The sequence below is a fragment of the Streptomyces sp. NPDC111656 genome (assembly GCF_055656965.1).
Genome location: NZ_JBVKCA010000027.1, coordinates 97,919 through 119,813 on the forward strand (window position 1 = coordinate 97,919; position 21,895 = coordinate 119,813).

A 21,895-nucleotide genomic window follows, 5' to 3' on the forward strand; every position below is an offset into this window, starting at 1 on the left:
CTGGAAGGTACCCAGGCTTCAAGAGCCGGCCTCGGTCTCGTCGGGTCCGGCTCTTTGCCGTGCTCCCGCACCGCGGCGGGTCCCAGTCCTTGACCTCGATCCGGGCGGCGAAGACATGGGACCCCGCGGCCCTCCGCTCGGTTGGCTCAGGCGTTGGGACGCTTGCCGTGATTGGCCTTCTTCTTCTTACGGCCGCGTCGCTTGTTCCCTCGCTTGGCCATGGTGCATATCTCCCTAATTCGATACTTTCTATGCCTTCGCCAGTCTAGATTTGGACCGGGATGTCCGCATCAGGGGTGCCGCGGGCACACCGCGGATATTCGCTTGCACGCCATCGTCACTCGGGTCAACGTCGCCTGACACCTGATGAAGGCGGAGAAGATGACCCCGCAGATCCACCCCCTCGACCACGAACTCATCCAGGCCGCGGAGCACGTCGCTCGCACTCGCTGCCAGGGCGACAACCACACCATGGCGGCCGCGGCCCGCGCCCGGGACGGCCGGATCGTCACGGCGGTGAACGCCTACCACTTCACGGGAGGACCCTGCGCCGAGCTGGTCGTCATCGGCGCGGCAGCCGCCCAGGGCGCCTACGAGCTGGACACGATCGTTGCCGTGGGCGACCGCGACCGGGGAGTTGTCCCCCCGTGCGGCCGGTGCCGTCAGGTCCTTCTCGACTACTTCCCTGCCCTCAAGGTCATCGTCGGCGAGGACGACCGCATCCGAACCGTCCTCATCACCGACTTGCTCCCCGAAAGCTACATCTGGGCCGACCACCAGCTCGACGCCGAGTAACCGCGCCACGGGAGCCTTCCAGGCGCCGGCCTCGGTGAGTGTCCACTGCGTGACAACGGCGACGCACGGCGGCGGACAACCACTGACACCTGCGGACCGTCCCAGCAGGCACCTCGCGGACTTTCGGCCGACGCAGCAATCCAAAGCCGACGCCGCAATCCAAAAGGGCGCCGTCAACGTACTGATAAGCGAGCCGCAACCTGGGGATACGCCCCGGTCGGCTGGTTCCCGTACAGAGGGGATCTTGGCTGCAAGACGTGCTCCTCGTCTGTGCGGGGCGACGCCTGCGACCGCGCCGCTTCTTCGTTTCGGCTGCGGCTGTCCACCTCGTGCCGCTGAGAGCCGCGCGAGACGGTGGAGGAAAGGTGCATCCATCATGCGAGCACAACGCGCGAGGCGTCTCGCCGCGGTGTCCGCGGTCGGCATTCTGATGGCCGGCGGCGCCGCGATCGGCACGGCAGGCACGGCCGCCGCCGCAGCCCCTGCCGTGCACACTCAGGTGACCACCAACTGGTGCGGCGACCACGGTGACTGGGGCGGACGCTGCTTCGACCACCGCTTCGACCACCACGGGTTCCGCTTCGACCACCGCTTCGACCACCACCGCTTCTTCAACCACGGAGGTGTCGTGATCATCGTGCTCTAGTACTCCCCTGTCGAGTACTCCCCTGTCGAGTCAGTGCGCGCCGCGATGTCGCGCTCGGTTCGCCCCGGGGCGGGTTGTGGGTGCAGGAGGCCTGCTCAGTTTCCACCGGTCCGGGCGAAGATCGCGCCAACAACCGCCGCTGTCCATTCCCGTCGTATGACTGGCCTGACATGCTCTCTACGCTGCTGGAACGAGCCGCAGAGCCGACGTGGTGAGGGATGGGTCTTCAGTCGTGGACACCTTTGAATGGGCAGTGGCGATCTTGGCCGCGACGATCTGCTTCGGGCCCGGCCTGGCTGCCGTGACAACGGCCTGGCTGCTCCCCTGGCTCAGAGGCTCGATTGCACGGCCACGCCTCTGGGGCTGGGGCGAGCTGATCCTCGGCCTCTTCTTCGCCATGCAGCTCATGGACCAAACGATCATTTTCACCCCCCACAGCGGCGACGTGCTCTTCTACGGAGGATCGGCATTCGGCATCGCCGGCCTGTATCTGATGATGCTCGCCCGGAGTCCGGGCACAACTCCTGAGGTGCCGGCGCAGCCGTACAGCAGCGAAGTGCAGCTGCCTCCCAGCCCGTAGCCGACCCGAGCCACCCGTCAGCGACCCCAGCGGTGGCCAGTACCGAGTCGGGTGAGCCAAGGGCCATGCGCTCCGGTCGGGCTCAGGAGCAGAGATTCACGTGCCGGACGGCCAGGACGTGCCCCGCCGCGTCGATGAGGCGGCTGCGGGAGAGGTGTCCGCCACTCACCGCATTGGTGATCGCCGTGGCGATCGAGGACGTTTGGGAGCTGACGTTGCCCCGCAGGTCGAACATGACCATGTCGGCGCCGGAGCGCAGGGCCTGGACGGCGGCGGCGGGGACGCTGAATCCCGCGGCGGAGATCGCCTTGGCGCTGAGCGAGTCGGTGACCACCAGCCCCTTGAACCCCATCTTGCCGCGCAGCTCGGAGCTGATGGCGGTGGGCGACAGGCTCGCCGGATTGGTGCCCAGGCCCGGCACGATGTTGTTGGAGACCATGATGGCCGGGGCACCGGCCTTGATGGCCGCCGTGAACGGCGGGATGCCCACCTTCTGCAGGGTGGACCAGGGCAGGGTGCGGGCGGGGCCGAAGTCGGAGTTGTAAGTGGAGCCGCCGAGGCCCGGGAAGTGCTTGACGACGGGTATCACGCCTCCGGCGCGCAGCCCGTTCATGTACGCGACACCGGCCTTGGAGACCACCGTGGTGTTGCCGCTGAAGGACCGCCACCCATCGGGATTGGTCTTGCTGGGTGCCACGTTCCTGCCGTCGACGTCGACCACCGGCGCGAGGTCCATGTTCACCTGGGCGGCAGCCATCTTTTTGGCGACCTTCGTGACGTTCTGCTGGATCTGGGCCGGGGTCCAGTGCGCGCCCATGTACGCGGGCCAGGGCAGGGACTCTACGAGGTTCGCCATGCGCTGGATGCCGCCGCCCTCCTCGTCGGTCATCACCAACAGGCCAAGATGGCCGGGTACATGGGACTTCAGGGTGGTCAGCCGGGAGCCGAGGTCGGACGGCGCCTTGCTGCCGAACAGCAGCACACCGCCCGCACCGGCGCTCACCTCGGACGTGGCGTCGGACACCGAGGTCTCCGACACCGGGACGGCGATGGTCAGCATGGCCAGCCGCCGGTTCGACCACCCGGCCAGCTTCGTGCTGTTGGTGCACGCGGTGGCGGCGGAGGAGGAGGACGAGGAGGCGGAGAGGGCCGGAGCGAAGGTCGAACGGGAGTGGGAAGGCGTGGAGGACGGGGCGAGGGACACGCCGGGACCACTGGAGTGCGGAGACGCCTTGGGAGTGCCCGTGTCACAGCCCACCAGGAGCATCGCCGCCACTGCGGCGACAGCGCTCAGTCTTCGTGCGTTCCTGGCCCGGCCGGGGAGCCGCGGCGGTGCTGTCGCTCTTCTGCAGTCACGGTACGACGGGAGATTCATCGCCCGGCCTCCTTCGGGAAGGCGCGACGGTACCCGTCGCGCTGAGGGCCGTATGACCATGAGGTGGGCTTTACGACGCGTGAGAGGCGCACCAGCCCGTGCTTGCTCGCTGGTCCACGGTCGGAGTACCAGGATCTCGCGCCTCGGAGCCGGACGAAAGTCCAGCCACCGTGAGCCGGGGCTTGCCTTCGAGCGCGCTTCACCCAGGTCACAGCGCGGTTCACCGTGGGACGGGTGCGGGGCGAGGGCGCCCTCGGCCGGAAAACGGCAGGTCAGGAAAGTCTCCCGGCGCGCCTGGTCGATGTCGTCTCGGCCGTAAGTGACCCATTCCGCTTCCGTCACCGGGTAGCGAGCTTTCGGGAACGTCTTTGCGAGTTTCCCGTCGGCGTCACGAACGAAGCCCCAGCCGGTGTGGTCGGTGTGCAGGTGGGTGAGGGCGAGCGCCTCGACGTCCTGCGGCTCGTGCCCCATGGCGGTCAGGGTGTCCAGCAGCGCGCCGCTGTTGCTGACGGCGACACCCAGGTCGCCATCGGCAACACCAAGCCCGGCGTCGATCAGCAGGCAGCGGCCCTGGCGCTGGACCAGGAGCCCCCCGGCCGACGCCGCAACCCGCCCCGGCCCGGCGCACGCCTCGGGATGATCGGTCGGCGCCGGCAGGTTGTCTCCTGGCCATCGACGAAGCCCGACCGTCGACTGGGTCCCGGACGAATCTCCGGGCCGCCCCCGGACAGGCCGGGGATGCAACCATTCCCTTCGGAGCTGGAACCCCCGCAAGCCGACCGCGCGTTGGAGACCATATCCGCGGGCACTGGCAACGGACCTGCCAGTGATCGACGGTATCGGTGTCAACTATCGTCTGCGGCTGTAGACGTACGTTCGACAAGGAGAGCCGATCCGTTGAACCGAGCCTCGGCCGACAGGTCTCGTACGGTGGCGATCGGTGCCGCCGCGTCGCGGCCCTGCACGCTGGTCGTCTGCCGTGGGTGTTGTTGTGGCGATCCGCGGAAGTATCCCGACGATGATCACGCCTGGCAGCTGGAGCGGTTGCGGGCGGGGGCCGAGGCGTCCGGGGGACGGTTCGTGGTGCGGACCGTGGACTGTCTCGGGCCCTGCGACCAGGCCAATGTCGTGGTCGTGCAGCCTTCGGGGGACGCGCGGCGCCGGGGTGCGCGGGCGATCTGGATCGGGTTCGCGATGGGGGACGACTGCACCGAGGAGCTGGTGAGTTGGGCGTCCGCCGGAGGGCCGGGGGTCGCCGAACCTCCGGTCGCGCTGGAGTTGCAGTTCGTCCGGCCGCCGCGCGAGGCACGGGCCCGTACGCGTCGCTGAGGCGATGTCGGTCCGCCGGCCGCCCTCTGGAACCACGCCTCCCAGTGCGGCACTCTTCTCCCTCGTGGGGACCCTTCCGTATCAAAGCCCGTCGACCGACACGACCGCGCACATGGTGGTGGCCGGTGACGACGCCCTGGCGCACCGACTGGCCGCCGAACTACGGGGTGTGTACGGCGAACGGGTGACCCTCGTCGTGCCGCCCACCCAGCGCAGTGCGCGACCGCCGATGGTCGGGCGGGCGCGGGCCTCGACTCTGTTCGACCGGATGTCCGCGGCGGTGAACCGCGCCGCGGGCAACGGAGAGGGGCCGCAGGGGCCGCCCAACCCAAGGGCCGAACCCGCCGGTTCCGAGCGGGTGTTGGAGGCCACCGAACTCACCGAGGCCGTACTCGCCGAGGCCGGTGTGGAACGGGCCGCCGCTCTCGCGCTCGTCCATGACGACGACGAGACCAACATCCGGGCCGCACTCACCGCGCGCCGCCTCAATCCGCGGCTGCGGCTCGTCATACGGCTCTACAACCGGCGCCTCGGACAGCACATCGAGGAACTCCTCGATCAGGCCTCGGCGTTGGCCATGGCCGTGGCCGATGGTGAGGGGGACGGTGGCGGCGGGAGCGGGGGGCTCGGGTTCGATGCGTCGACCACCGTGTTGTCCGATGCCGACACCGCCGCGCCCGCGCTCGCCGCGACCGCCGTCGCCGGGACCAGCAAGGTTGTCCAAACCGATGGGTTGATGCTGCGGGCGGTGGAGCGGCCGCCGCCGGGGCCCGGCGAGGTCGCCGATCCCGGGCTGTGCACGCTCGCGCTGCTGTCGGCCACCACCAACGACCCTGCCGGCGCGGACGGTTCCGAGAGCAGCGGCTCGCAGGGGCCTCGGCTGCTGCCCGACGAGCGGGCCGTGGCGGCGGCCACCGGGCGCGGGACCGTCGTCCTGGAGACCGTGTCGTACGCCGCGTCCGCGCCGTCCGCCGGGCGCAGTGTCGTGCCCTTCGGCTCGCTGCTGTCGCGGCGGCTGCGCTGGTCGTTCGCCGGGCTGGTGGGGTGTGTGGTGGGGCTGGCGGTCGCGTCGATGGTCGTCACCGGAGAGCCCCCGCTGCAGGCGACCTACCTGACGCTGCTCGATCTCTTCGCCATCAACAATCCCGCCATCGGTGAGCCCATCGGGCGGCAGATTCTTCAGCTCTTCTCCGGGCTCGTCGGGTTGTTGCTGCTGCCTGTGCTGCTCGCCGCCGTGCTGGAGGCGCTCGGTACGTTCCGGAGCGGGTCCGCGTTGCGCAAGCCGCCGCGGGGGCTGTCCGGGCATGTGGTGCTGCTCGGGGTCGGGAAGATCGGGACGCGGGTGCTGACGCGGCTGCGGGAGCTGAACATTCCGGTGGTGTGCGTCGAGGCCGATCCGGAGGCGCGGGGACTGGCGCTGGCGCGGCGGTTGCGGGTGCCGGTGGTGTTGGGGGATGTGACTCAGGAGGGTGTGCTCGAAGCCGCGAAGATTCATCGGGCGCATGCGCTGCTCGCGTTGACCAGCGCGGACACGACGAATCTGGAGGCCGCGTTGTACGCGCGTGGCGTGCGGCCCGATCTTCGGGTGGTGCTGCGGTTGTACGACGACGACTTCGCCACCGCCGTGTATCGGACCCTGCGGGCCGCGCATCCGCAGGCGCTGACCCGGAGTCGTAGCGTGTCGCATCTGGCGGCGCCCGCGTTTGCCGGGGCCATGATGGGGCGGCAGATCCTTGGGGCGATTCCGGTGGAGCGGCGGGTGTTGCTGTTCGCGGCCATCGTGGTGGGTGGGCATCCGCAGTTGGAGGGGCGGACTGTGGGGGAGGCGTTTCGGGCGGGGGCGTGGCGGGTGCTTGCGTTGGATACGGCTGCGTCGGGGGGACGGCGGGGTGGTGAACCGGCGTCCGCCGTGGGGGGTGGTGGGAGCGGTGGGGGTGAGCGGGGTGGTTCCGGGCTGGTCTGGGATCTTCCCTCTACGTATGTGCTTCGGGCGCAGGATCGAGTGGTGTTGGCTGCGACTCGGAGGGGGCTGGCGGAGTTGTTGGGGCGGCGGCGACGGGAATCGGCGGGTACGTAGGTTTTTGGGCTCGGGGGTGTCTGGGGCCGGTGCCGGTGCCGGTTCTGGCGTGGGGAGTGGGGTGGGGGGATTTTCTTCGCCCCCGCCGCCCCTACCCGTCCCATCCCTCTGGGGCTCCGCCCCAGACCCCGCCAGGGGCTCCGCCCCCACACCCCCGCGGGGCTCCGCCCCTGCACCCCGCCAAAGGACGCCGCCCCAGGACCCCCTCGGGGCTCCGCCCCTGCACCCCGCCAAACGACGCCGCCCCAAGCCCCGTGAGGGGGCTCCACCCCCGCGCCCCGCCGGACGACGCCGTCCCCAGACCTCCTCGGGGCTGCGCCCCAGCCCGCGTGGGGATTCGTCCCCGCAGGCCGCCGAAGGGGGCGTCGCCGGGGTTCTGTGGACTGCGTCCTTGTGCCCGTCGGGGGTGGGCTACTGGGGGAGGTGTCTGGTTGCGAAGTCGAGTTCGAGCTTTACCTGTTTGATGCGCTCGTCGACGACCAGGGAGCCGTGGCCCGCGTCGTAGCGGTAGACCTCGTGGATGGCGCTGCGGGCGGTGAGGCGGGCTACGTAGTTGTCGATCTGGCGGATGGGGCAGCGGGGGTCGTTGACGCCGGCCGAGATGTAGACGGGGGCCTTGACCGCGTCGACGTAGGTGAGGGGGGAGGACGCCTCGAAGCGTTCGGGGACCTCCTCCGGGGTGCCGCCGAGGAGGGTGCGGTCCATCGCCTTCAGGGCTTCCATCTCGTCGTGGTACGCCGTCACGTAGTCGGCGACCGGGACGGCGGCGATGCCGAGGGTCCACGCGTCCGGCTGTGTGCCGAGGCCCAGGAGGGTGAGGTAGCCGCCCCAGGAGCCGCCGGTGAGGATCAGGCGGGCGGGGTCGGCGAGGCCCGACGTCACCGCCCATTCCCGGACCGCCGCGATGTCTTCGAGTTCGATCAGGCCGACTCGGTGCTTGAGGGCGTCCGTCCACTCGCGGCCGTAGCCCGTGGAGCCTCGGTAGTTGATCCGGACCACTGCGTACCCGTGGTCCACCCAGGCCGCCGGGCCGGCCGCGAAGGAGTCGCTGTCGTGCCAGGTCGGGCCGCCGTGGATGTCGAAGACAGTGGGCAGGGGGCCCGTCGTGCCCGCCGGCTTCTGGATGAGCGCGTGGACACGGCCGCCCGGGCCCTCCACCCACACGTCCTCCACGGGGACCGAGCCCGGGGACTTCAGGCCGGGGGGATCGAGGACGATCTCGCCCGTCGTCGAGCGGACCACGGACGGCTCGGCCGCCGAGGACCACAGGTACTCCACGGTTCCGTCGGGGCGGGCCGTCGCCCCGGAGACGGTGCCCTGCGGCGTGGGCACCTGGACCAGCTCGCGGGAGGCCAGGTCGTAGCGCCACAGGTCGCTGCGGGCCTCGAAGCTGTGGGCGATGAGGAGGGCCGAACCGTCGGGGTACCACTCGGCCGCCACGTCGCCCGGGAGGTCCAGGGCCAGGTCCGTCTCCTCCCCCGTCGCCACGTCCCACACCAGCGGCTCCCAACGGCCGCGCCGCTGATGGCCGATGAGAAGACGGGTGTCGCCATCGACGGGGGCGAAGCCGAGCACTTCCAGGCCCAGCTCGACCGTGCCGCCCTTGGTGTCGTCCAGCTCGGTGACCGTCGAGCCGTCCGGGCGCAGCACCCGCAGCGCCGAGTGCATCGCGTCGCCGTGCTCGGTGTGCTCGACGGCGATCAGGGAGCCGTCGTGCGAGAGGTCGCCGACGCCCGCCGACTCCCGGTGGCGGTAGATCTCCACCGGCTCCTCGCCGAGGCGGACCACGTGGATCGTCGAGCCGTCGTCATCCGTCGAGCGGCCCACGACCGCCGTCCGGCCGTCCCTGCCGATGGCCAGGCCCCCGGGGTAGGAGGGCTCCAGGCCCGGAGCGGCGGGGGCGTCGGCCTCAGTAACACCGGCATCGGCATTGAGGCCGGCGTCGCCGTCGACGGCATCCGTGCTCTTGGGAGCGGTGAAGCGTTGGCGGCGCCAGATGCCGAACTCGTCCCCGTCCTTGTCGTCGAACCACCAGATCCACTCGCCGTCCGGGGAGAGCACCCCGTCCGTCGTACCGTTCGCCCGGTTCGTGACCTGGCGCTGCTGCCCCGTCCCGCGGTCCCACGCGTACAGCTCGTACGTCCCCGTCGCGTTGGAGACGAACAGCGCGCGGTGCGGGGCGTCCTCCGCCCAGTCGGGCAGCGACACCCGCGGCGCCCGGAAACGCTTCTCCCAGTCGGGCATGGCTGCCCGCTGCTGCTCGATGGACCCGTTGCTCTCAGTCATGGCCCCAATAGTGCCTGGCCCGAGCGACCTCGCGCCGACGAGGTCCCCAGCCTGTGGATAACTTCGCCGATCGCGTCGAACGAACTTCGAAAGAGCACCGGCAGGAGGGGCCCCGAAGCCTCGGCGTCGAGCTCGGCACCGTACCTTTAAGCCGTGTACCGGTTCCTGCTGACGCCCCGCTGGTGGGGGATCAACGTCTTCGTGCTGTTGGCCATCCCCTTCTGCATCTTCATGGGGTCGTGGCAGTTGAGCCGGTTCGAGGCTCGGGTGCAGGACCACCGCGCGGCCGGTGAGCAGGCCGCCGCGGCCAGGACGGAGGCGGCCCGTCCGCTCGCCCGACTGCTGCCCGTGAGCACGGAGACCTCCGGAAAGCAGGCCACCGCGACCGGGCGGTACGGCAAGCAGCTCCTCGTGCCGGGCCGCGAGCTCGACGGCGAGCGCGGCTTCTACGTGCTGACGCTGCTGCGCGTCGACGGCGGCAAGGCACTGCCCGTCGTGCGGGGCTGGCTGCCCGGGAACGCCGACCCGGCGAAGGCGCCCGCCGCCCCGACCGGTGAGGTCACCGTCACGGGTGCGCTCCAGGCGTCCGAGAGCCCGGGGGCGAACGGCGTCACCGCCGCCGGGGGTCTGCCCGCAGGACAGACCGGCGCGATCAGCTCGGCGTCACTGGTGAACCTGGTGCCGTACGAGGTGTACGACGCCTGGATCACCCTCGCGAAGGCCGACAGCGGGATGCGTGCGGTGCCCGCGACCGAACCTCAGGGCACCGGCCTGGACCTGAAGGCGTTCCAGAACCTCGGTTACACCGGTGAGTGGTTCGTCTTCGCGGGCTTCGTGGTCTTCATGTGGTTCCGGCTGCTGCGCCGCGAGGCGGAGTTCGCCCGGGACGCGGAGCTGGGACTCGTCCCGGAGCACGACGAAGAAGAAGCCACCGTCACCGAAGCCACCGCCGAAGCCGAGACCGCTGCCGAAGCCACCGCCCGAGCCGATGCCGCCGACACCCCTCAGGACGCCGACAACATCCCCGTTCGGTAGATCGTCCCGGCGCACGCGTTGGACACGGTCGTCGTGGCCGTCGCCGTGCCCGTCTCCGCCGTGTACGACACGCTGACGCTGCCGTCGGCCAGTCCGCCGTCCTCCGTCACCATCTGGGTCGAGGTGCCGGTGCCACCGGTGTCCGTGCCGGTGCCGCCCGTGCTGGTGGAGCCGTCCGTGGTGGTGGTCGGGGTCGGCGAGGGCTGACCGCCGCCGGTGGTCGGACAGGTCTCCGAGGGCACCCAGGCGAACTTCACGACGTACGAGGCGCTCGGCTTCAGCACCACCGAGGCGACCTCCGTGGTGGGGTCGGGCAGCCCGGTGGCCGCGTCGCCCGCCACATGCGTCACCACACTGATCTTGGCCGAGTCCGCGGCGCCCTGCGCGAGGGTGCCGAGCGTGCCCGCGCCGCTGACGGTGCAGCTGGTGGCCGAGACGTTCGACAGGGTGAAGGAGCCGTAGACCGCGCCGGTGGCGTCCGGGGTGCCGACGGAACTCGTGGCTCCGCCGAGCTGCGCCGGTGTGCACGCGGGCGAGATCGCGGCCGAGGCCGAGGGATCGGGGCCGCCCGTGGCCGACCCGGTGTTCGTCCCCTTGCCCTTGTCGGGCGTACCGGTCTGACTGCCCTTGCCCGTGCCCTTGGAGGTGCCTGAGCTGCCGCCCACGGAGCTCTCGCCGCCGTCGGGGCCCTTGCCCTGGCTGGTGCCGCCCTGGGCCTGTGAGCTGTTGCCCGCCATGGACGGGTCGGCGTTCGACCCGGAGGCGTTCGAGACGTGCACGAGGGCGGGGACGGCGGTGCCGATGAAGAGCGCGGCCGCGGCCACGCCGACGATGGCCTGACGCTTGCGGGCCCGTCGTGCGGGGACCGCGCGGCGCAGGTGCTCCAGCGTGCCGTCGGTGGGTTCGATCTCCTGGACGGCCTGGTGCAGCAGCCTGCGCAGCGCCAGCTCGTCCGAACCGGACCCGTCCGAGCCCAGTGCGTGCGAGCCCAGTGCGTCCGGGCCCTGTGCGTCCGGGCCCTGTGCGTCCGGGCCCTGCGGGTGGGGGCCGTTTGCGTCGGGGCCGTGGTTCACAGTTTCGTTCCCAGCTTGCTGCTCGTGCTCGTGCTCTTGCTCGTCTTCGGCCGGCGTGGGCCGGTGTGTCGGCGCATGCCACTCGAAGGGCTCGTGTCGGTCGTGGTTGTCGCGTCGCTGGCTCATGCCGGGGCCTCCATGGCGACACGGAGCGCCGCGATGCCGCGCGAGCCGTACGCCTTGACCGACCCGAGCGATATCCCGAGGGTCTCGGCGACCTGGGCCTCGGTCATGTCCGCGAAGTAGCGCAGGACGAGGACCTCGCGCTGACGGCGCTGCAGGCCCTTCATCGCCTTGATCAGGGCGTCGCGCTCCAGCTGGTCATAGGCGCCCTCCTCCGCGCTCGCCATGTCGGGCATCGGCTTCGAGAGGAGCTTGAGGCCGAGGATGCGCCGGCGCAGCGCGGAGCGCGAGAGGTTGACGACGGTCTGACGCAGATACGCGAGCGTCTTCTCGGGGTCACGGACGCGTTTGCGCGCCGAGTGCACGCGGATGAAGGCCTCCTGGACGACGTCCTCGCAAGAGGCGGTGTCGTCGAGCAGGAGTGCCGCGAGGCCCAGCAGCGACCGGTAGTGGGCGCGGTAGGTCTCGGTGAGATGGTCGACCGTGGTGCCGGCGGCCATGCTGTCTTCAGCGCCGTCGCGCTGACTCGGTATGCGGGCGGGCCGCGCTGCGGGCATGGGCGCGATCACCGGCATGCCGCCGGGCACGCCGGGGCTGCGGAGTCGGCGGGGTGGACGCAGGGACGTGCCCCTGGTCTGTACCGCGGTGAATTCGAGAACCTCTGCCACGCCAGTTGGACACGCTTACCCCCGTCAGGGTTGTACGCGACAGGCATCACATTCGCTCCAGGGTTCACACCGGCCGAAGCGCCCGCTCCCACGCACCCCACGACACCCGCTCCCACGCACCCCACGACACCCGTCCCCACGCACCCCACGACACCCGTCCCCACACGCCGCACAACGCCCGCCCCCACGCGCTCCACAAGACCCGCCCCCACGCACCTCGCAACGCCCGCCGGACCATGTGCCCGAACGCCTGCCGACGCGACCGGAAGCGCGCCTGGCAGTGCATTGAATGCCCTCATGCGTACTAGCTCATCCCCTATGCCCCGTTATGCCGTGCCGCCCCCGGACACCCCTTTAGGGCGACCGCAAAGACGCTCCCCGCCCTCCGCGCGGTTGCGGAGAACGGGGAGGGAAATCTTCGAACGCCAAGCGGGTCCCGTACAAGTGGTCCGGACCATTATTCCGGCCACACAACTGACACAGATCCTACAAACGAATCCGGTCATGGCCAGGGAGATTTTGCCCCCTGGACACCCTGAGCAGGGAAATCCACCGGCCGGGCAGGACGACGCTCGGAGGCGCGCCACCGAGATCGGTTCGCGGCTACGGCGGTTGCCACCGCCCGGAGCCCCGGCTGACGCGGCTGTCTAGAACAGCTCCGCCGCCACCAGTTCCGCGATCTGGGCCGTGTTGAGGGCGGCACCCTTGCGGAGGTTGTCGCCGCAGACGAAGAGTTCGAGGGCGGTCGGGTCGTCGAGTGCCCGGCGGACGCGGCCCACCCAGGTCGGGTCGGTGCCGACGACGTCCGCGGGGGTGGGGAACTCACCGGCGGCCGGGTTGTCGAACAGGACGACTCCGGGCGCGGTGGCCAGGATCTCGCGGGCCTTGGTCACGGTGACCCTGCCCTCGAAGCGGGCGTGCACGGTGAGGGAGTGCGTGGTCACGACCGGGACGCGGACGCAGGTCACGGCCACGGGCAGGCCCGGCAGCCCGAGGATCTTGCGGGACTCGTCCCGCACCTTCATCTCCTCCGAGGACCAGCCGTCCTCGCGCAGCGACCCGGCCCACGGGACGACGTTCAGCGCCACCGGCTCCGGGAAGGGGCCCGTGTTGTCGCCCACGGCCCGGCGTACGTCACCGGGGCTCGTCCCCAGTTCCGTACCGGCGACGAGGGACAGCTGCTGGCGCAGGGTGTCGACGCCCGCGCGCCCGGCACCGCTCACCGCCTGGTACGAGGAGACCACCAGCTCGCGCAGGCCGAACTCTGCGTGCAGCGCGCCGAGCGCCACGATCATGGAGAGGGTGGTGCAGTTCGGGTTGGAGATGATCCCGCGCGGGCGCACGCGCGCGGCGTGCGGATTCACCTCGGGGACGACCAGCGGCACGTCCGGGTCCATCCGGAACGCGCCCGAGTTGTCGACCACGATGACGCCCTTGGCCGCGGCGATCGGCGCCCACTGCGCGGCCACCTCGTCGGGGACGTCGAACATCGCGACGTCGACCCCGTCGAAGGCGGCCTCGCTGAGCGCCATCACCTCGACCTCCTCGCCGCGCACGGCCAGCTTGCGGCCGGCCGAGCGCGGGGAGGCGAGCAGACGGATCTCGCCCCAGATGTCCGCGTGCTGGGACAGGATCTGGAGCATGACCGTGCCGACGGCCCCGGTCGCGCCCACGACCGCCAGCGTCGGTCCTGCCGGTCTGGTCATCAGCGGCGGCCAGTGCCGCCGTACGAGAGGACGGTCATCGTCCGGTGCCTCCGTAGACGACGGCCTCGTCGCTGTCGGAGTCGAGTCCGAACGCGGTGTGCACCGCGCGGACGGCCTCGGGGACGTCGTCGGCACGCGTGACCACCGAGATACGGATCTCGGAGGTGGAGATCAGCTCGATGTTCACCCCCGCGTCGGACAGCGCCTCGAAGAAGCCGGCCGTGACACCCGGGTTCGTCTTCATGCCCGCGCCGACGAGCGAGATCTTGCCGATCTGGTCGTCGTAGCGCAGCGAGTCGAAGCCGATCACGTTCCTCGCCTTCTCCAAGGCGTCGATGGCCTTGCGGCCCTCGGTCTTGGGGAGGGTGAAGGAGATGTCCGTCAGGCCGGTGGACGCGGCGGACACGTTCTGCACGACCATGTCGATGTTGATCTCGGCATCGGCGATGGCGCGGAAGATCGAGGCGGCCTCGCCCGGCTTGTCCGGGACACCGACGACCGTGACCTTGGCCTCGGAGGTGTCGTGAGCGACACCGGAAATGATGGCCTGCTCCACCTTCTGGTCCCCTTGCTTGATCGGTGCACTGCTGACCCACGTGCCCTGGAGTCCGCTGAAGGACGAGCGCACATGGATCGGGATGTTGTAGCGGCGGGCGTACTCCACACAGCGGTGGAGCAGCACCTTGGAGCCGGAGGCGGCGAGCTCCAGCATGTCCTCGAAGGAGATCCAGTCGATCTTCTTCGCCTTCTTCACCACCCGCGGGTCGGCGGTGAACACGCCGTCCACGTCGGTGTAGATCTCGCAGACCTCGGCGTCCAGCGCCGCGGCGAGCGCGACGGCCGTGGTGTCGGACCCGCCGCGCCCGAGCGTGGTGATGTCCTTCTTGTCCTGCGAGACGCCCTGGAAGCCGGCGACGATGGCGATGTTGCCCTCGTCGAGCGCCGTCCGGATACGGCCCGGCGTGACGTCGATGATCCGCGCTTTGTTGTGGACCGAGTCGGTGATGACGCCTGCCTGGCTGCCGGTGAAGCTCTGGGCGCTGTGGCCCAGGTTTTTGATCGCCATCGCCAGCAGGGCCATGGAGATCCGCTCTCCGGCGGTCAGCAGCATGTCGAACTCTCGTCCGCTGGGCATCGGAGATACCTGCTCGGCGAGATCGATCAGCTCGTCCGTCGTGTCGCCCATCGCGGAAACGACCACGACCACCTGGTGGCCGTTCTTCTTCGCTTCCACGATTCGCTTGGCGACGCGCTTGATGCCCTCGGCATCGGCTACGGAGGAGCCTCCGTACTTCTGCACGACAAGGCCCACGTGCGCTCCTCGCTCAATCTGTCTCTGTACCGCACAACTGCGGTCGGCTCAGTCTAACGAGCGGCCGGATTTCCCTTCCGGGGTATCGAATCGTGAGATGTCCCGCTCACGACGTGATCACTCCGGACCGTCAGGGTCCACCGGGAGTCCACCGGAGTCGTCAGATCCACCGGTTTCGGCAGGGTTCCTCCGGCCGCTCCGAGCGGCACCTGCCCGCCCACACGCCTCGCCACTCCGGAAAGTGCCCCGTGTCACACGACACCGCCGTGTCTTAACTCTCAAGCACTAAGGTTCGGCTGTGCGCGGGCCCGTACGACATCGTCCTCCTCGATCTCGGCCTGCCCGACACCGACGGCCTCGACGTCCGCAAGGCGCTGCGGACCCGCCCAGCTGGTGGCGGACGACGGCGGGACCGTGGCCCTGCGTGACGCGCCCGGCGGCGGACTGTGGGTGACCGTCAGCCTTCGGGCATCACCGAGGAGTGGTGGTTGACGATCAGCCACTTGCCGCCGCGCTTCTCGTACTCGTACGTGCAGCGGGCCTCGACGGTGCGCTGGGCCCCGGTGTCCGGGTCGGTGAGCGTGAACTCGTACAGGCCGGTGTCGATGGCGGAGTTCTCGTCGAGGACGTCGACGATCGTCTCGATCTTCTTGCCGGCCGGCTTGTTCTCGAGGAAGTGCTCGAGGTAGTCGACGATCTCGGCGTGCGTGTCGCGGATCTTGTGGGAGACGGTGGGCAGCAGGACGGCGTCGGCGGCATAGCGGTCGGCCACCGTCTCAGGGTCGCCGGTCTTCAGCGCGGCGTTCCAGCCGACGAGGGTGGAGACGGTGATGACGGCGGCGCGCTTGCGTATCCGGCGCTTCATGAGAACTCCAGCGCGGTGGGGGTGCTCCGCTTGCTGCGGGAGCGACTTCACCCTCTCTTCGCGCTGGTCGGGGGCCGTCCAGCGGACGTGCAGGGCTGATCCGACTCCCGGCCAACTCACGCTGTGCGAGGGGGTGGTGACGGGCGCGTGGGGGTGCGGGGGTGCGGGGGTGCCGGGTGGGGTAAGGGGCGTGGGTGACGGGCGAGTTGATGCTGGGCGGGATCGTGCTGTTGGGGTCCTGTGTGCAGTGGCTGACCGGGATGGGCTTCGCGCTCGTCGCCGTGCCGGCGCTGGTGCTGCTGCTCGGGCCCGCCCAGGGTGTCGTCCTCGCGAACTGCGCCGCCGGGGCGATCTGCGTCGTGGGGCTGGCCGGTGGGTGGCGGCGGGTGCGGCCGCGCGCGATGGTGCCGTTGTGTCTGGCGGCGGCGGTCACCGTGCCGGTGGGCAGCTGGGTCGCACGGCGGCTGCCGCCCGCCGAGCTGTTGGTTTTCATGGGCGCGCTGGTGACGGTGGCCGTGGTCGTGGTCATGCGGGGCGCCCGGTTGCCCGCGCTGCGGGGCACGCGGGGCGCGGTGGCCGCGGGGGCCGCGGGCGGGTTCATGAACTCCGCGGCGGGGGTGGGGGGTCCGCCCGTCTCTCTGTACGCCCTCAACGCGGGGTGGACGGTGCGGGAGTTCGTGCCGAACGCGCTGTTCTACGGGGTGGTGGTGAACGCCTTCTCGGTGGCCTCGAACGGCGTTCCGCATCTTGGGGCGGCGCGGTGGGGGGTCGTGGTGACGGGGATGGTGGTGGGGGCCTCGGTCGGGAGGGTGCTTGCCGAACGGGTGCCGGAGCGGCGGGCGCGGATGCTGGTGCTGTTGCTGGCGTTGATTGGTGGGCTCACCACGTTGGGGAAGGGGTTGTGGGGGCTGGGGTGACGTGTGGCGGGGCGCCCATGCCGGTGGTGGGGCGTGCGCTGCCGGTGGTGGGGCGGGGCCGTGCCGGTACGTCGAGCCCGTCGCCGCTGGATCAGACGTGAGCCGGGCATGGGAGCCGCTGCTCGATCCTGGCGTAAGCGACGGGCTTGCGACGTACCGGCACGGCCCCTCGCGTCGCATGGCGGCCTCGCGTCGTGTGGTGGCCTCGCGTCGTGTGGTGGCCATGCGTCGCATGGCGGCCTCGGGTGGTCGGCGACCTCGGGTGGTCAGTCGTGGTGTGTTGTGGGCTTGCGGCGGGGGGTTGCCGAGCGGGGTGGGGTCGTGCGCATGTGGGTGCGGACCCGGCCCAGTACGTCGCTGAGTGTGGTGATGTCGGAGCGGTTCAGGGGTGTGACGAGGAGGCTGCGTACGACCGCCACGTGGCCCGGCATCACTCGGTCGAGGAGCTCCTGGCCCTGTGGGGTGGCGGTGACGTTGACGCTGCGTTCGTCGTCCGCCGAGGGTGCCCTGGTGACCAGTCCCGCCTTGGCCAACTGGGCCACCTGGTAGGTCAGCCCGCTGCGGCTGTGGACCAGGCGGTCGGCGATGTCGGTCATCCGCAGCTGCCCCTCGGGGGCCTGCCCGAGCACGGCGAGGATCTGGAACTGGGTGTAGCTGAGGCCGCCCTCGTCGCGCAGCTGCTGGTCGACGGCGTGCTGGAGCAGGCTGCTGACCTCCATCAGGGCGAAGTAGGCGGCCAGTTGCTCGGGATCCAGTCGCTCGGGATCGGGGGGCGGGGTGTGCGGCATGACCAAGAGTTTACTTGCTGCGAATTCGAAGCAGACGTAAGGTCGCCATGTGTTTCGAATTCGCAGCATCTGCCACAGTGAAGGGGGGACTGGTCATGAGCATGGCTTATCTCGCGCAGGCCGATCAGCAGCAGAAGCTCGAGTGGCTCGACGGCGGCGTCTTCGCCGTGTTGCTGGACAGCGCGGCCACCGACGGGCAGCTGACCGTCGGGCGGTTCAGCGTCAACAAGGGCGAAGCGCCGCCGTACCACCTGCACACCCGTGAGGACGAGGTCTTCATGCTGATCAAGGGGACCGCGCTGGTCTGGTCCGGCGATCAGGAGATGGAGCTGTCCGAGGGCGGCATCGTCTATCTGCCCAAGAACGTCCCGCACGGCTACCGGATCACCTCCGACACCGCCGACCTGCTGATGATCTGCACCCCGGGCGGCATCGAGGGCATGTTCCGGCACGCCGGACGCGATCTGGCCACCCCGCGCCCCGAGGGCTTCCGGATCGAGCCGGAGCTGCTCGCCGAGGCCGCCGACAAGTACGGGCAGGTCGTTCTGGGACCGCCCCGCTGACCGACGCCCGCCCCGCCCCGCTCACCGATGAGAGGTCCCTCATGACCCAGCAGCAACGCCAGGCTCTTGATGAGCTCCTGCGGCACGCCCCGTTCGACATCGGCGGTGAACTCGGCGAACAGCGCGCCCTCTTCCACGAGATGATCGCGTCCGCGCCGCTGCCCGAAGACGTCACGGCCACACCGGGCCGGCTCGGTGGCATACCGGTCGTCACCGTGGAGACTCCGGGTGATGGTTCTTCGGCTGTGGTGCTCTACTTCCACGGCGGCGCGTACGCCCTCGGCTCGGCCGGCGACTCCGTGGGCCTGGCCGCCGACATGGCCCGGCGGGTCGGGGTCCGCGCCGTGTCGGTGGACTACCGGCTGGCCCCGGAGCATCCGTTCCCCGCGGCCGTCGACGACGCCGTGGCCGCCTATCGCGCCCTGCTCGCGGACGGGACACCCAGCTCCGAGGTCGCGTTCGTCGGTGAGTCCGCGGGCGGCGGGCTGGTGGTGGCCACGCTCGTCGCGCTCAAGGAGGCGGGGCTGCCACAGCCGTCGTCGGCCGTGGTCTTCTCCCCGTGGGCCGATCTGACCCTGGCCGGGGACAGCCTGACCGGCAAGGCCGACGTCGATCCCGCGCTGACCGCGAAGGGACTGCAGATCCGCGCCCGCGACTACCTGGGCGAGACCGACCCCGCCACGCCCCTGGCCAGCCCGGTCTTCGCCGACCTGACGGGGCTCGCACCCCTGCTCATCCAGGTCGGCTCGCACGAGATCCTGCTGGACGACGCCGTACGACTTGCCGCCCGCGCCGCCGAGCACGACGTGGCGGTCGAGCTGCAGGTCTGGCCCCAGGTCCCGCACGTCTTCCAGGGGTTCGCCGCACTGCTCGACGACGCCGATGCCGCACTGACCTCCGCAGCCGCCTTCACCCGGGCACACTGGCCCGCCGGCTGACCCCGGTCCTGGGCTACGTGGACGACCGGATGCCGAGCGGCCCGCCGATCTCCTCGGCCATGACCCGGCCCGCCTCCTCCGCGAGGACCTCCTCGCCGAGGTCCTGGTCGGTGTCGAGGCCGTTGAGGTCGTCCAGGGGCTGGTTCAGACGGACGTGGGCCACCAGGGACTGGAGGGCGCGCAGGGCCGCCGAGGTGGTCGACCCCCAGTTGGAGAAGTAGGAGAACTGCCACCACCACAGGGCCTCGGTGGTGCGGCCCGCGCGGTAGTGGGCCATGCCGTGGCGCAGATCGGTGATGACGTCCGCGAGGTCGTCCGAGATGCGGCAGGCCACCGGGGCCTTGCGCGGCTCGTACGGGTCGAACACCTCGGAGTAGACGTCGATCGGTTCCAGCATGACCGCGAGGCGCTCACGCAGGTCGTCGACGTCCGGCTCCGGACCGAGGTCCGGCTCGTAGCGCTCGTCGGGGACGATGTCCTCGTGCGCGCCGAGACGGCCGCCCGCCAGCAGCAGCTGGGACACCTCCAGGAGGAGGAAGGGCACGGCGGAGTCCGGCTCGTCGCCCTTCGCCACTTCGGTGACGGCGACGATGAAGCTCTCGACCTGGTCCGCGATCTGGACCACGAAGTCGTCGGGGTCCTGGCTGGTCGCGTGCAGCGTGGCGTCAGACATCTAGGAGTCGTCTCCCCTCGAAGGCGCGGCCGAGTGTGACCTCGTCCGCGTATTCCAGGTCGCCACCCACCGGGAGGCCGCTGGCCAGGCGGGTGACCCTGAGGCCCATGGGCTTGATCATGCGGGCGAGGTACGTGGCCGTCGCCTCGCCCTCCAGGTTCGGGTCCGTGGCGAGGATGAGCTCCGTGACCGTGCCGTCGGCGAGACGGGCGAGGAGTTCCCTTATCCGGAGGTCGTCGGGGCCGACGCCCTCGATCGGGCTGATCGCGCCGCCCAGCACGTGGTACTTGCCCCGGAACTCGCGCGTCCGCTCGACCGCGACGACGTCCTTGGGCTCCTCGACCACACAGATGACGGTCAGATCCCGACGCGGGTCGCGGCAGATGTTGCACAGTTCCTCCTGCGCCACATTGCCGCAGGTCGCGCAGAAGCGGACCTTCGCCTTGACCTCCATGAGGCACTGCGCGAGCCGGCGTACGTCCGTCGGCTCGGCCTGCAGGATGTGGAAGGCGATCCGCTGCGCGCTCTTGGGACCGACGCCGGGCAGCCGCCCCAACTCGTCGATGAGGTCCTGGACCACGCCTTCGTACACGGACTGCCGCCCTTCCTGGAATCTTTCAGTACGTACGGTAGTTGGCCGCCGACGGTCTTAGAAAGGCAGGCCGGGGATGCCACTGCCGCCGAGGCCCTGGGCGAGCGGGCCGAGCTTCTGCTGCTGGAGCGCCTGGGCGTTCTCGTTGGCCGCCTGGACCGCCGCGACGACCAGGTCGGCGAGGGTCTCGGTGTCCTCGGGGTCCACGGCCTTCGGGTCGATGACCAGGGCGCGCAGCTCGCCCGAGCCCGTCACCGTCGCCGTCACCAGACCGCCACCCGCCTGGCCTTCGACCTCGGTGCGCGCGAGTTCCTCCTGCGCGTTGGCGAGGTCCTGCTGCATCTTCTGGGCCTGCTGGAGCAGCTGCTGCATATTGGGCTGGCCACCACCGGGGATCACGATCAGCTCCTGGTTCGTACGGCTGTCTGGACGGGGTTTTCCCGTTCAGCACGAGCCTACGTGGTTGGCGGGGCCGTCGCCCAAGCACTCTTTCGAGTGAGGCGATCTCGAAGCCTATACCTGATCAAGACCCTCTTTCGGGCGGAAAAGCGGCGAAACCCGGGCCATCGCCACCCATTGGGCGGTAGGAAGGGAGCGGCGCTTCGGCACCACGCGTCACTTGACATCACACAACGTCACCAGGCACAACGTCAGCAGCAACATCCAACATCACCAGCTTCGTCCTTCGTCGTCCTTCGCCAGTAGGGAGTGCCGGGTGAGCCAGCCGGAGATGCAGCCCGAGGGGCCGCCCCAGGACGGGCGGGACGGCGGGGCCGCGGGGACCCGGCCGGATGATCTGACCGGCCGGGCGTTTCCGCTCGGGGACTGGGGGGAGCCGGCCGAGCGGCTCCACGAGCTGTACCGGTGGGTGGAGCAGGGGGCGCTCGACACGGCGTCCTGGTATCTCGCGGACCGGGTGTGGAAGCGGCGGGGGGCGCGGGTGCTGCGGGGTGGGGCGGCGGTGGGGGCGGTGGCCGGGGCCGCGCTTCCCCTGCTGGACCTCACCGGAGTGGTCGGCGGGGTCGCTCCCTGGGGGTATCTCGCGCTGTTGCTCGGGGTCGCGTGCGTGGCCGGGGACCGGTTCTTCGGGGTGACCTCCGGGTGGATAAGGGACGTGGCGACCGCGCAGGCCGTGCAGCGGCGGTTGCAGGTGTTGCAGTTCGACTGGGCGTCGGAGAGTGTGCGGGAGGTTTTGGGGCCGACGGAGGGGACCGCCAGCGAGGCGGCGGATCGGTGCCTGGGGGTGTTACGTCGGTTTTCGGAGGACATCACGGAGTTGGTGCGGGTGGAGACGGCGGACTGGATGGTGGAGTTCCGGACCGGGCCCGCGCCGCTGGGGATTCAGTCGTCGCTGGCGGGGGTTCCTCGGGCGGAGGGTGCGTCGGCTGGGCGGCTGCCGTTGCCTCCGGGCACCCGCCCGAACATGCCCCGCCAGCGCCCCCCGGAGCCGCGCTAGCCTTTCCTCGCCCCCGCCGCCCCTACCCAACCCATCCCCAGGGGCTCCGCCCCTTCAACCCCACCGGGGGCTCCGCCCCCGAACCCCCCGCGGGGCTC

Annotated in this window: 22 protein-coding genes and 1 pseudogene; 10 read left to right on the forward strand and 13 right to left on the reverse strand. The window is 70.5% G+C overall.

The window, feature by feature from the left end; all coding sequences use genetic code 11:
- Positions 1-146 precede the first annotated feature (146 nt).
- On the reverse strand, positions 147-221 hold the full coding sequence (locus ACZ7M3_RS45665) for a 50S ribosomal protein bL37 (protein WP_099504217.1): 75 nt from the start codon (positions 219-221) through the stop codon (positions 147-149).
- Between the two features lie 160 nt (positions 222-381).
- Between ACZ7M3_RS45665 and ACZ7M3_RS45670 the strand changes: the two genes are divergently transcribed.
- The 3 genes from ACZ7M3_RS45670 (at position 382) to ACZ7M3_RS45680 (ending at position 2,021) form a co-directional block, all read left to right on the forward strand.
- Entirely contained in the window at positions 382-795 is a 414-nt protein-coding gene (locus ACZ7M3_RS45670) for a cytidine deaminase family protein (protein ID WP_351295511.1), read from the forward strand.
- A gap of 376 nt (positions 796-1,171) precedes the next feature.
- Positions 1,172-1,441: a hypothetical protein gene (locus tag ACZ7M3_RS45675; RefSeq protein WP_452971987.1), complete on the forward strand. Its 270-nt coding sequence runs from the start codon at positions 1,172-1,174 to the stop codon at positions 1,439-1,441.
- 232 nt (positions 1,442-1,673) lie between these two features.
- Positions 1,674-2,021, forward strand: a complete 348-nt coding sequence (locus tag ACZ7M3_RS45680; RefSeq protein ID WP_472071789.1) for a hypothetical protein — start codon at positions 1,674-1,676, stop codon at positions 2,019-2,021.
- 82 nt (positions 2,022-2,103) lie between these two features.
- Here the strand turns inward: ACZ7M3_RS45680 and ACZ7M3_RS45685 are convergent, their stop codons facing one another.
- Both ACZ7M3_RS45685 and ACZ7M3_RS45690 read right to left on the reverse strand, forming a co-directional pair.
- Positions 2,104-3,225, reverse strand: a complete 1,122-nt coding sequence (locus tag ACZ7M3_RS45685) for a glycoside hydrolase family 3 N-terminal domain-containing protein (protein ID WP_472071806.1) — start codon at positions 3,223-3,225, stop codon at positions 2,104-2,106.
- A 585-nt stretch (positions 3,226-3,810) separates the two neighbouring features.
- Positions 3,811-4,245: pseudogene (locus ACZ7M3_RS45690) on the reverse strand (MBL fold metallo-hydrolase); the annotation flags it as partial.
- Positions 4,246-4,293: 48 nt separating this feature from the next.
- On the opposite strand from ACZ7M3_RS45690, the gene ACZ7M3_RS45695 reads away from it, so the two are divergent.
- Both ACZ7M3_RS45695 and ACZ7M3_RS45700 read left to right on the forward strand, forming a co-directional pair.
- Positions 4,294-4,725, forward strand: a complete 432-nt coding sequence (locus ACZ7M3_RS45695) for a (2Fe-2S) ferredoxin domain-containing protein (RefSeq protein WP_235613627.1) — start codon at positions 4,294-4,296, stop codon at positions 4,723-4,725.
- A gap of 112 nt (positions 4,726-4,837) precedes the next feature.
- Positions 4,838-6,802, forward strand: a complete 1,965-nt coding sequence (locus ACZ7M3_RS45700; RefSeq protein WP_472071808.1) for an NAD-binding protein — start codon at positions 4,838-4,840, stop codon at positions 6,800-6,802.
- Between the two features lie 411 nt (positions 6,803-7,213).
- Here the strand turns inward: ACZ7M3_RS45700 and ACZ7M3_RS45705 are convergent, their stop codons facing one another.
- Entirely contained in the window at positions 7,214-9,088 is a 1,875-nt protein-coding gene (locus ACZ7M3_RS45705; RefSeq protein WP_472071791.1) for a S9 family peptidase, read from the reverse strand.
- 153 nt (positions 9,089-9,241) lie between these two features.
- On the opposite strand from ACZ7M3_RS45705, the gene ACZ7M3_RS45710 reads away from it, so the two are divergent.
- A complete protein-coding gene (locus ACZ7M3_RS45710; RefSeq protein ID WP_472071793.1) occupies positions 9,242-10,123 on the forward strand; it encodes an SURF1 family protein in 882 nt (293 codons plus the stop codon).
- On the opposite strand, the gene ACZ7M3_RS45715 is transcribed toward ACZ7M3_RS45710, so the two are convergent.
- The 5 genes from ACZ7M3_RS45715 to ACZ7M3_RS45735 all read right to left on the reverse strand — a co-directional run bounded on the left by ACZ7M3_RS45715 (position 10,093) and on the right by ACZ7M3_RS45735 (position 15,870).
- Positions 10,093-11,322, reverse strand: coding sequence for a hypothetical protein (locus tag ACZ7M3_RS45715; RefSeq protein WP_472071795.1), 1,230 nt, complete (start codon positions 11,320-11,322; stop codon positions 10,093-10,095). The two genes, ACZ7M3_RS45710 and ACZ7M3_RS45715, sit on opposite strands and share 31 nt — an antisense overlap.
- Positions 11,319-11,894 (reverse strand): SigE family RNA polymerase sigma factor, encoded by a 576-nt coding sequence (locus tag ACZ7M3_RS45720; protein ID WP_054231405.1) that lies wholly within the window; start codon positions 11,892-11,894, stop codon positions 11,319-11,321. The genes ACZ7M3_RS45715 and ACZ7M3_RS45720 overlap by 4 nt, the downstream gene beginning before the upstream one ends.
- A 740-nt stretch (positions 11,895-12,634) precedes the next feature.
- Positions 12,635-13,693 (reverse strand): aspartate-semialdehyde dehydrogenase, encoded by a 1,059-nt coding sequence (locus ACZ7M3_RS45725; RefSeq protein ID WP_452972001.1) that lies wholly within the window; start codon positions 13,691-13,693, stop codon positions 12,635-12,637.
- Positions 13,694-13,727: 34 nt separating this feature from the next.
- Positions 13,728-15,005 carry an aspartate kinase gene (locus ACZ7M3_RS45730; protein ID WP_095853423.1) on the reverse strand — a complete coding sequence of 426 codons (1,278 nt, stop codon included), beginning with the start codon at positions 15,003-15,005 and terminating at the stop codon, positions 13,728-13,730.
- A 457-nt stretch (positions 15,006-15,462) separates the two neighbouring features.
- Positions 15,463-15,870: an SgcJ/EcaC family oxidoreductase gene (locus ACZ7M3_RS45735; protein WP_472071797.1), complete on the reverse strand. Its 408-nt coding sequence runs from the start codon at positions 15,868-15,870 to the stop codon at positions 15,463-15,465.
- Between the two features lie 209 nt (positions 15,871-16,079).
- On the opposite strand from ACZ7M3_RS45735, the gene ACZ7M3_RS45740 reads away from it, so the two are divergent.
- The gene (locus tag ACZ7M3_RS45740; protein ID WP_355304573.1) at positions 16,080-16,787 is read left to right on the forward strand and encodes a sulfite exporter TauE/SafE family protein; all 708 of its coding nucleotides are present in this window, start codon (positions 16,080-16,082) and stop codon (positions 16,785-16,787) included.
- 266 nt (positions 16,788-17,053) lie between these two features.
- On the opposite strand, the gene ACZ7M3_RS45745 is transcribed toward ACZ7M3_RS45740, so the two are convergent.
- Positions 17,054-17,575 carry a MarR family winged helix-turn-helix transcriptional regulator gene (locus ACZ7M3_RS45745; protein ID WP_452972004.1) on the reverse strand — a complete coding sequence of 174 codons (522 nt, stop codon included), beginning with the start codon at positions 17,573-17,575 and terminating at the stop codon, positions 17,054-17,056.
- A 95-nt stretch (positions 17,576-17,670) separates the two neighbouring features.
- On the opposite strand from ACZ7M3_RS45745, the gene ACZ7M3_RS45750 reads away from it, so the two are divergent.
- Both ACZ7M3_RS45750 and ACZ7M3_RS45755 read left to right on the forward strand, forming a co-directional pair.
- Entirely contained in the window at positions 17,671-18,138 is a 468-nt protein-coding gene (locus tag ACZ7M3_RS45750) for a cupin domain-containing protein (RefSeq protein ID WP_355304439.1), read from the forward strand.
- Positions 18,139-18,179: 41 nt separating this feature from the next.
- Positions 18,180-19,076, forward strand: coding sequence for an alpha/beta hydrolase (locus tag ACZ7M3_RS45755; protein ID WP_472071799.1), 897 nt, complete (start codon positions 18,180-18,182; stop codon positions 19,074-19,076).
- A gap of 13 nt (positions 19,077-19,089) precedes the next feature.
- On the opposite strand, the gene ACZ7M3_RS45760 is transcribed toward ACZ7M3_RS45755, so the two are convergent.
- From ACZ7M3_RS45760 to ACZ7M3_RS45770, 3 genes are read right to left on the reverse strand one after another with little or no spacing between them, the layout of a single operon-like run.
- Positions 19,090-19,749, reverse strand: a complete 660-nt coding sequence (locus tag ACZ7M3_RS45760) for a DUF5063 domain-containing protein (RefSeq protein WP_067374040.1) — start codon at positions 19,747-19,749, stop codon at positions 19,090-19,092.
- On the reverse strand, positions 19,742-20,341 hold the full coding sequence (gene recR / locus ACZ7M3_RS45765; RefSeq protein ID WP_095853428.1) for a recombination mediator RecR: 600 nt from the start codon (positions 20,339-20,341) through the stop codon (positions 19,742-19,744). The genes ACZ7M3_RS45760 and recR overlap by 8 nt, the downstream gene beginning before the upstream one ends.
- 57 nt (positions 20,342-20,398) lie before the next feature.
- Positions 20,399-20,740, reverse strand: coding sequence for a YbaB/EbfC family nucleoid-associated protein (locus ACZ7M3_RS45770; RefSeq protein WP_075033091.1), 342 nt, complete (start codon positions 20,738-20,740; stop codon positions 20,399-20,401).
- A 316-nt stretch (positions 20,741-21,056) separates the two neighbouring features.
- Between ACZ7M3_RS45770 and ACZ7M3_RS45775 the strand changes: the two genes are divergently transcribed.
- Positions 21,057-21,797, forward strand: a complete 741-nt coding sequence (locus ACZ7M3_RS45775) for an SLATT domain-containing protein (RefSeq protein ID WP_472071801.1) — start codon at positions 21,057-21,059, stop codon at positions 21,795-21,797.
- Positions 21,798-21,895: the final 98 nt, after the last annotated feature.

Coding starts and splice junctions, on each gene's coding strand:
- ACZ7M3_RS45675 (WP_452971987.1), top strand. CDS start 1,172: ATGCGAGCACAACGCGCGAGGCGTCTCGCCGCGGTGTCCGCGGTCGGC.
- ACZ7M3_RS45755 (WP_472071799.1), top strand. CDS start 18,180: ATGACCCAGCAGCAACGCCAGGCTCTTGATGAGCTCCTGCGGCACGCC.
- ACZ7M3_RS45725 (WP_452972001.1), bottom strand. CDS start 13,693: ATGACCAGACCGGCAGGACCGACGCTGGCGGTCGTGGGCGCGACCGGG.
- ACZ7M3_RS45750 (WP_355304439.1), top strand. CDS start 17,671: ATGAGCATGGCTTATCTCGCGCAGGCCGATCAGCAGCAGAAGCTCGAG.
- ACZ7M3_RS45760 (WP_067374040.1), bottom strand. CDS start 19,749: ATGTCTGACGCCACGCTGCACGCGACCAGCCAGGACCCCGACGACTTC.
- ACZ7M3_RS45715 (WP_472071795.1), bottom strand. CDS start 11,322: ATGAGCCAGCGACGCGACAACCACGACCGACACGAGCCCTTCGAGTGG.
- ACZ7M3_RS45735 (WP_472071797.1), bottom strand. CDS start 15,870: ATGAAGCGCCGGATACGCAAGCGCGCCGCCGTCATCACCGTCTCCACC.
- ACZ7M3_RS45740 (WP_355304573.1), top strand. CDS start 16,080: ATGCTGGGCGGGATCGTGCTGTTGGGGTCCTGTGTGCAGTGGCTGACC.
- ACZ7M3_RS45700 (WP_472071808.1), top strand. CDS start 4,838: ATGGTGGTGGCCGGTGACGACGCCCTGGCGCACCGACTGGCCGCCGAA.
- ACZ7M3_RS45720 (WP_054231405.1), bottom strand. CDS start 11,894: ATGCCGGTGATCGCGCCCATGCCCGCAGCGCGGCCCGCCCGCATACCG.
- ACZ7M3_RS45705 (WP_472071791.1), bottom strand. CDS start 9,088: ATGACTGAGAGCAACGGGTCCATCGAGCAGCAGCGGGCAGCCATGCCC.
- ACZ7M3_RS45745 (WP_452972004.1), bottom strand. CDS start 17,575: ATGCCGCACACCCCGCCCCCCGATCCCGAGCGACTGGATCCCGAGCAA.
- ACZ7M3_RS45670 (WP_351295511.1), top strand. CDS start 382: ATGACCCCGCAGATCCACCCCCTCGACCACGAACTCATCCAGGCCGCG.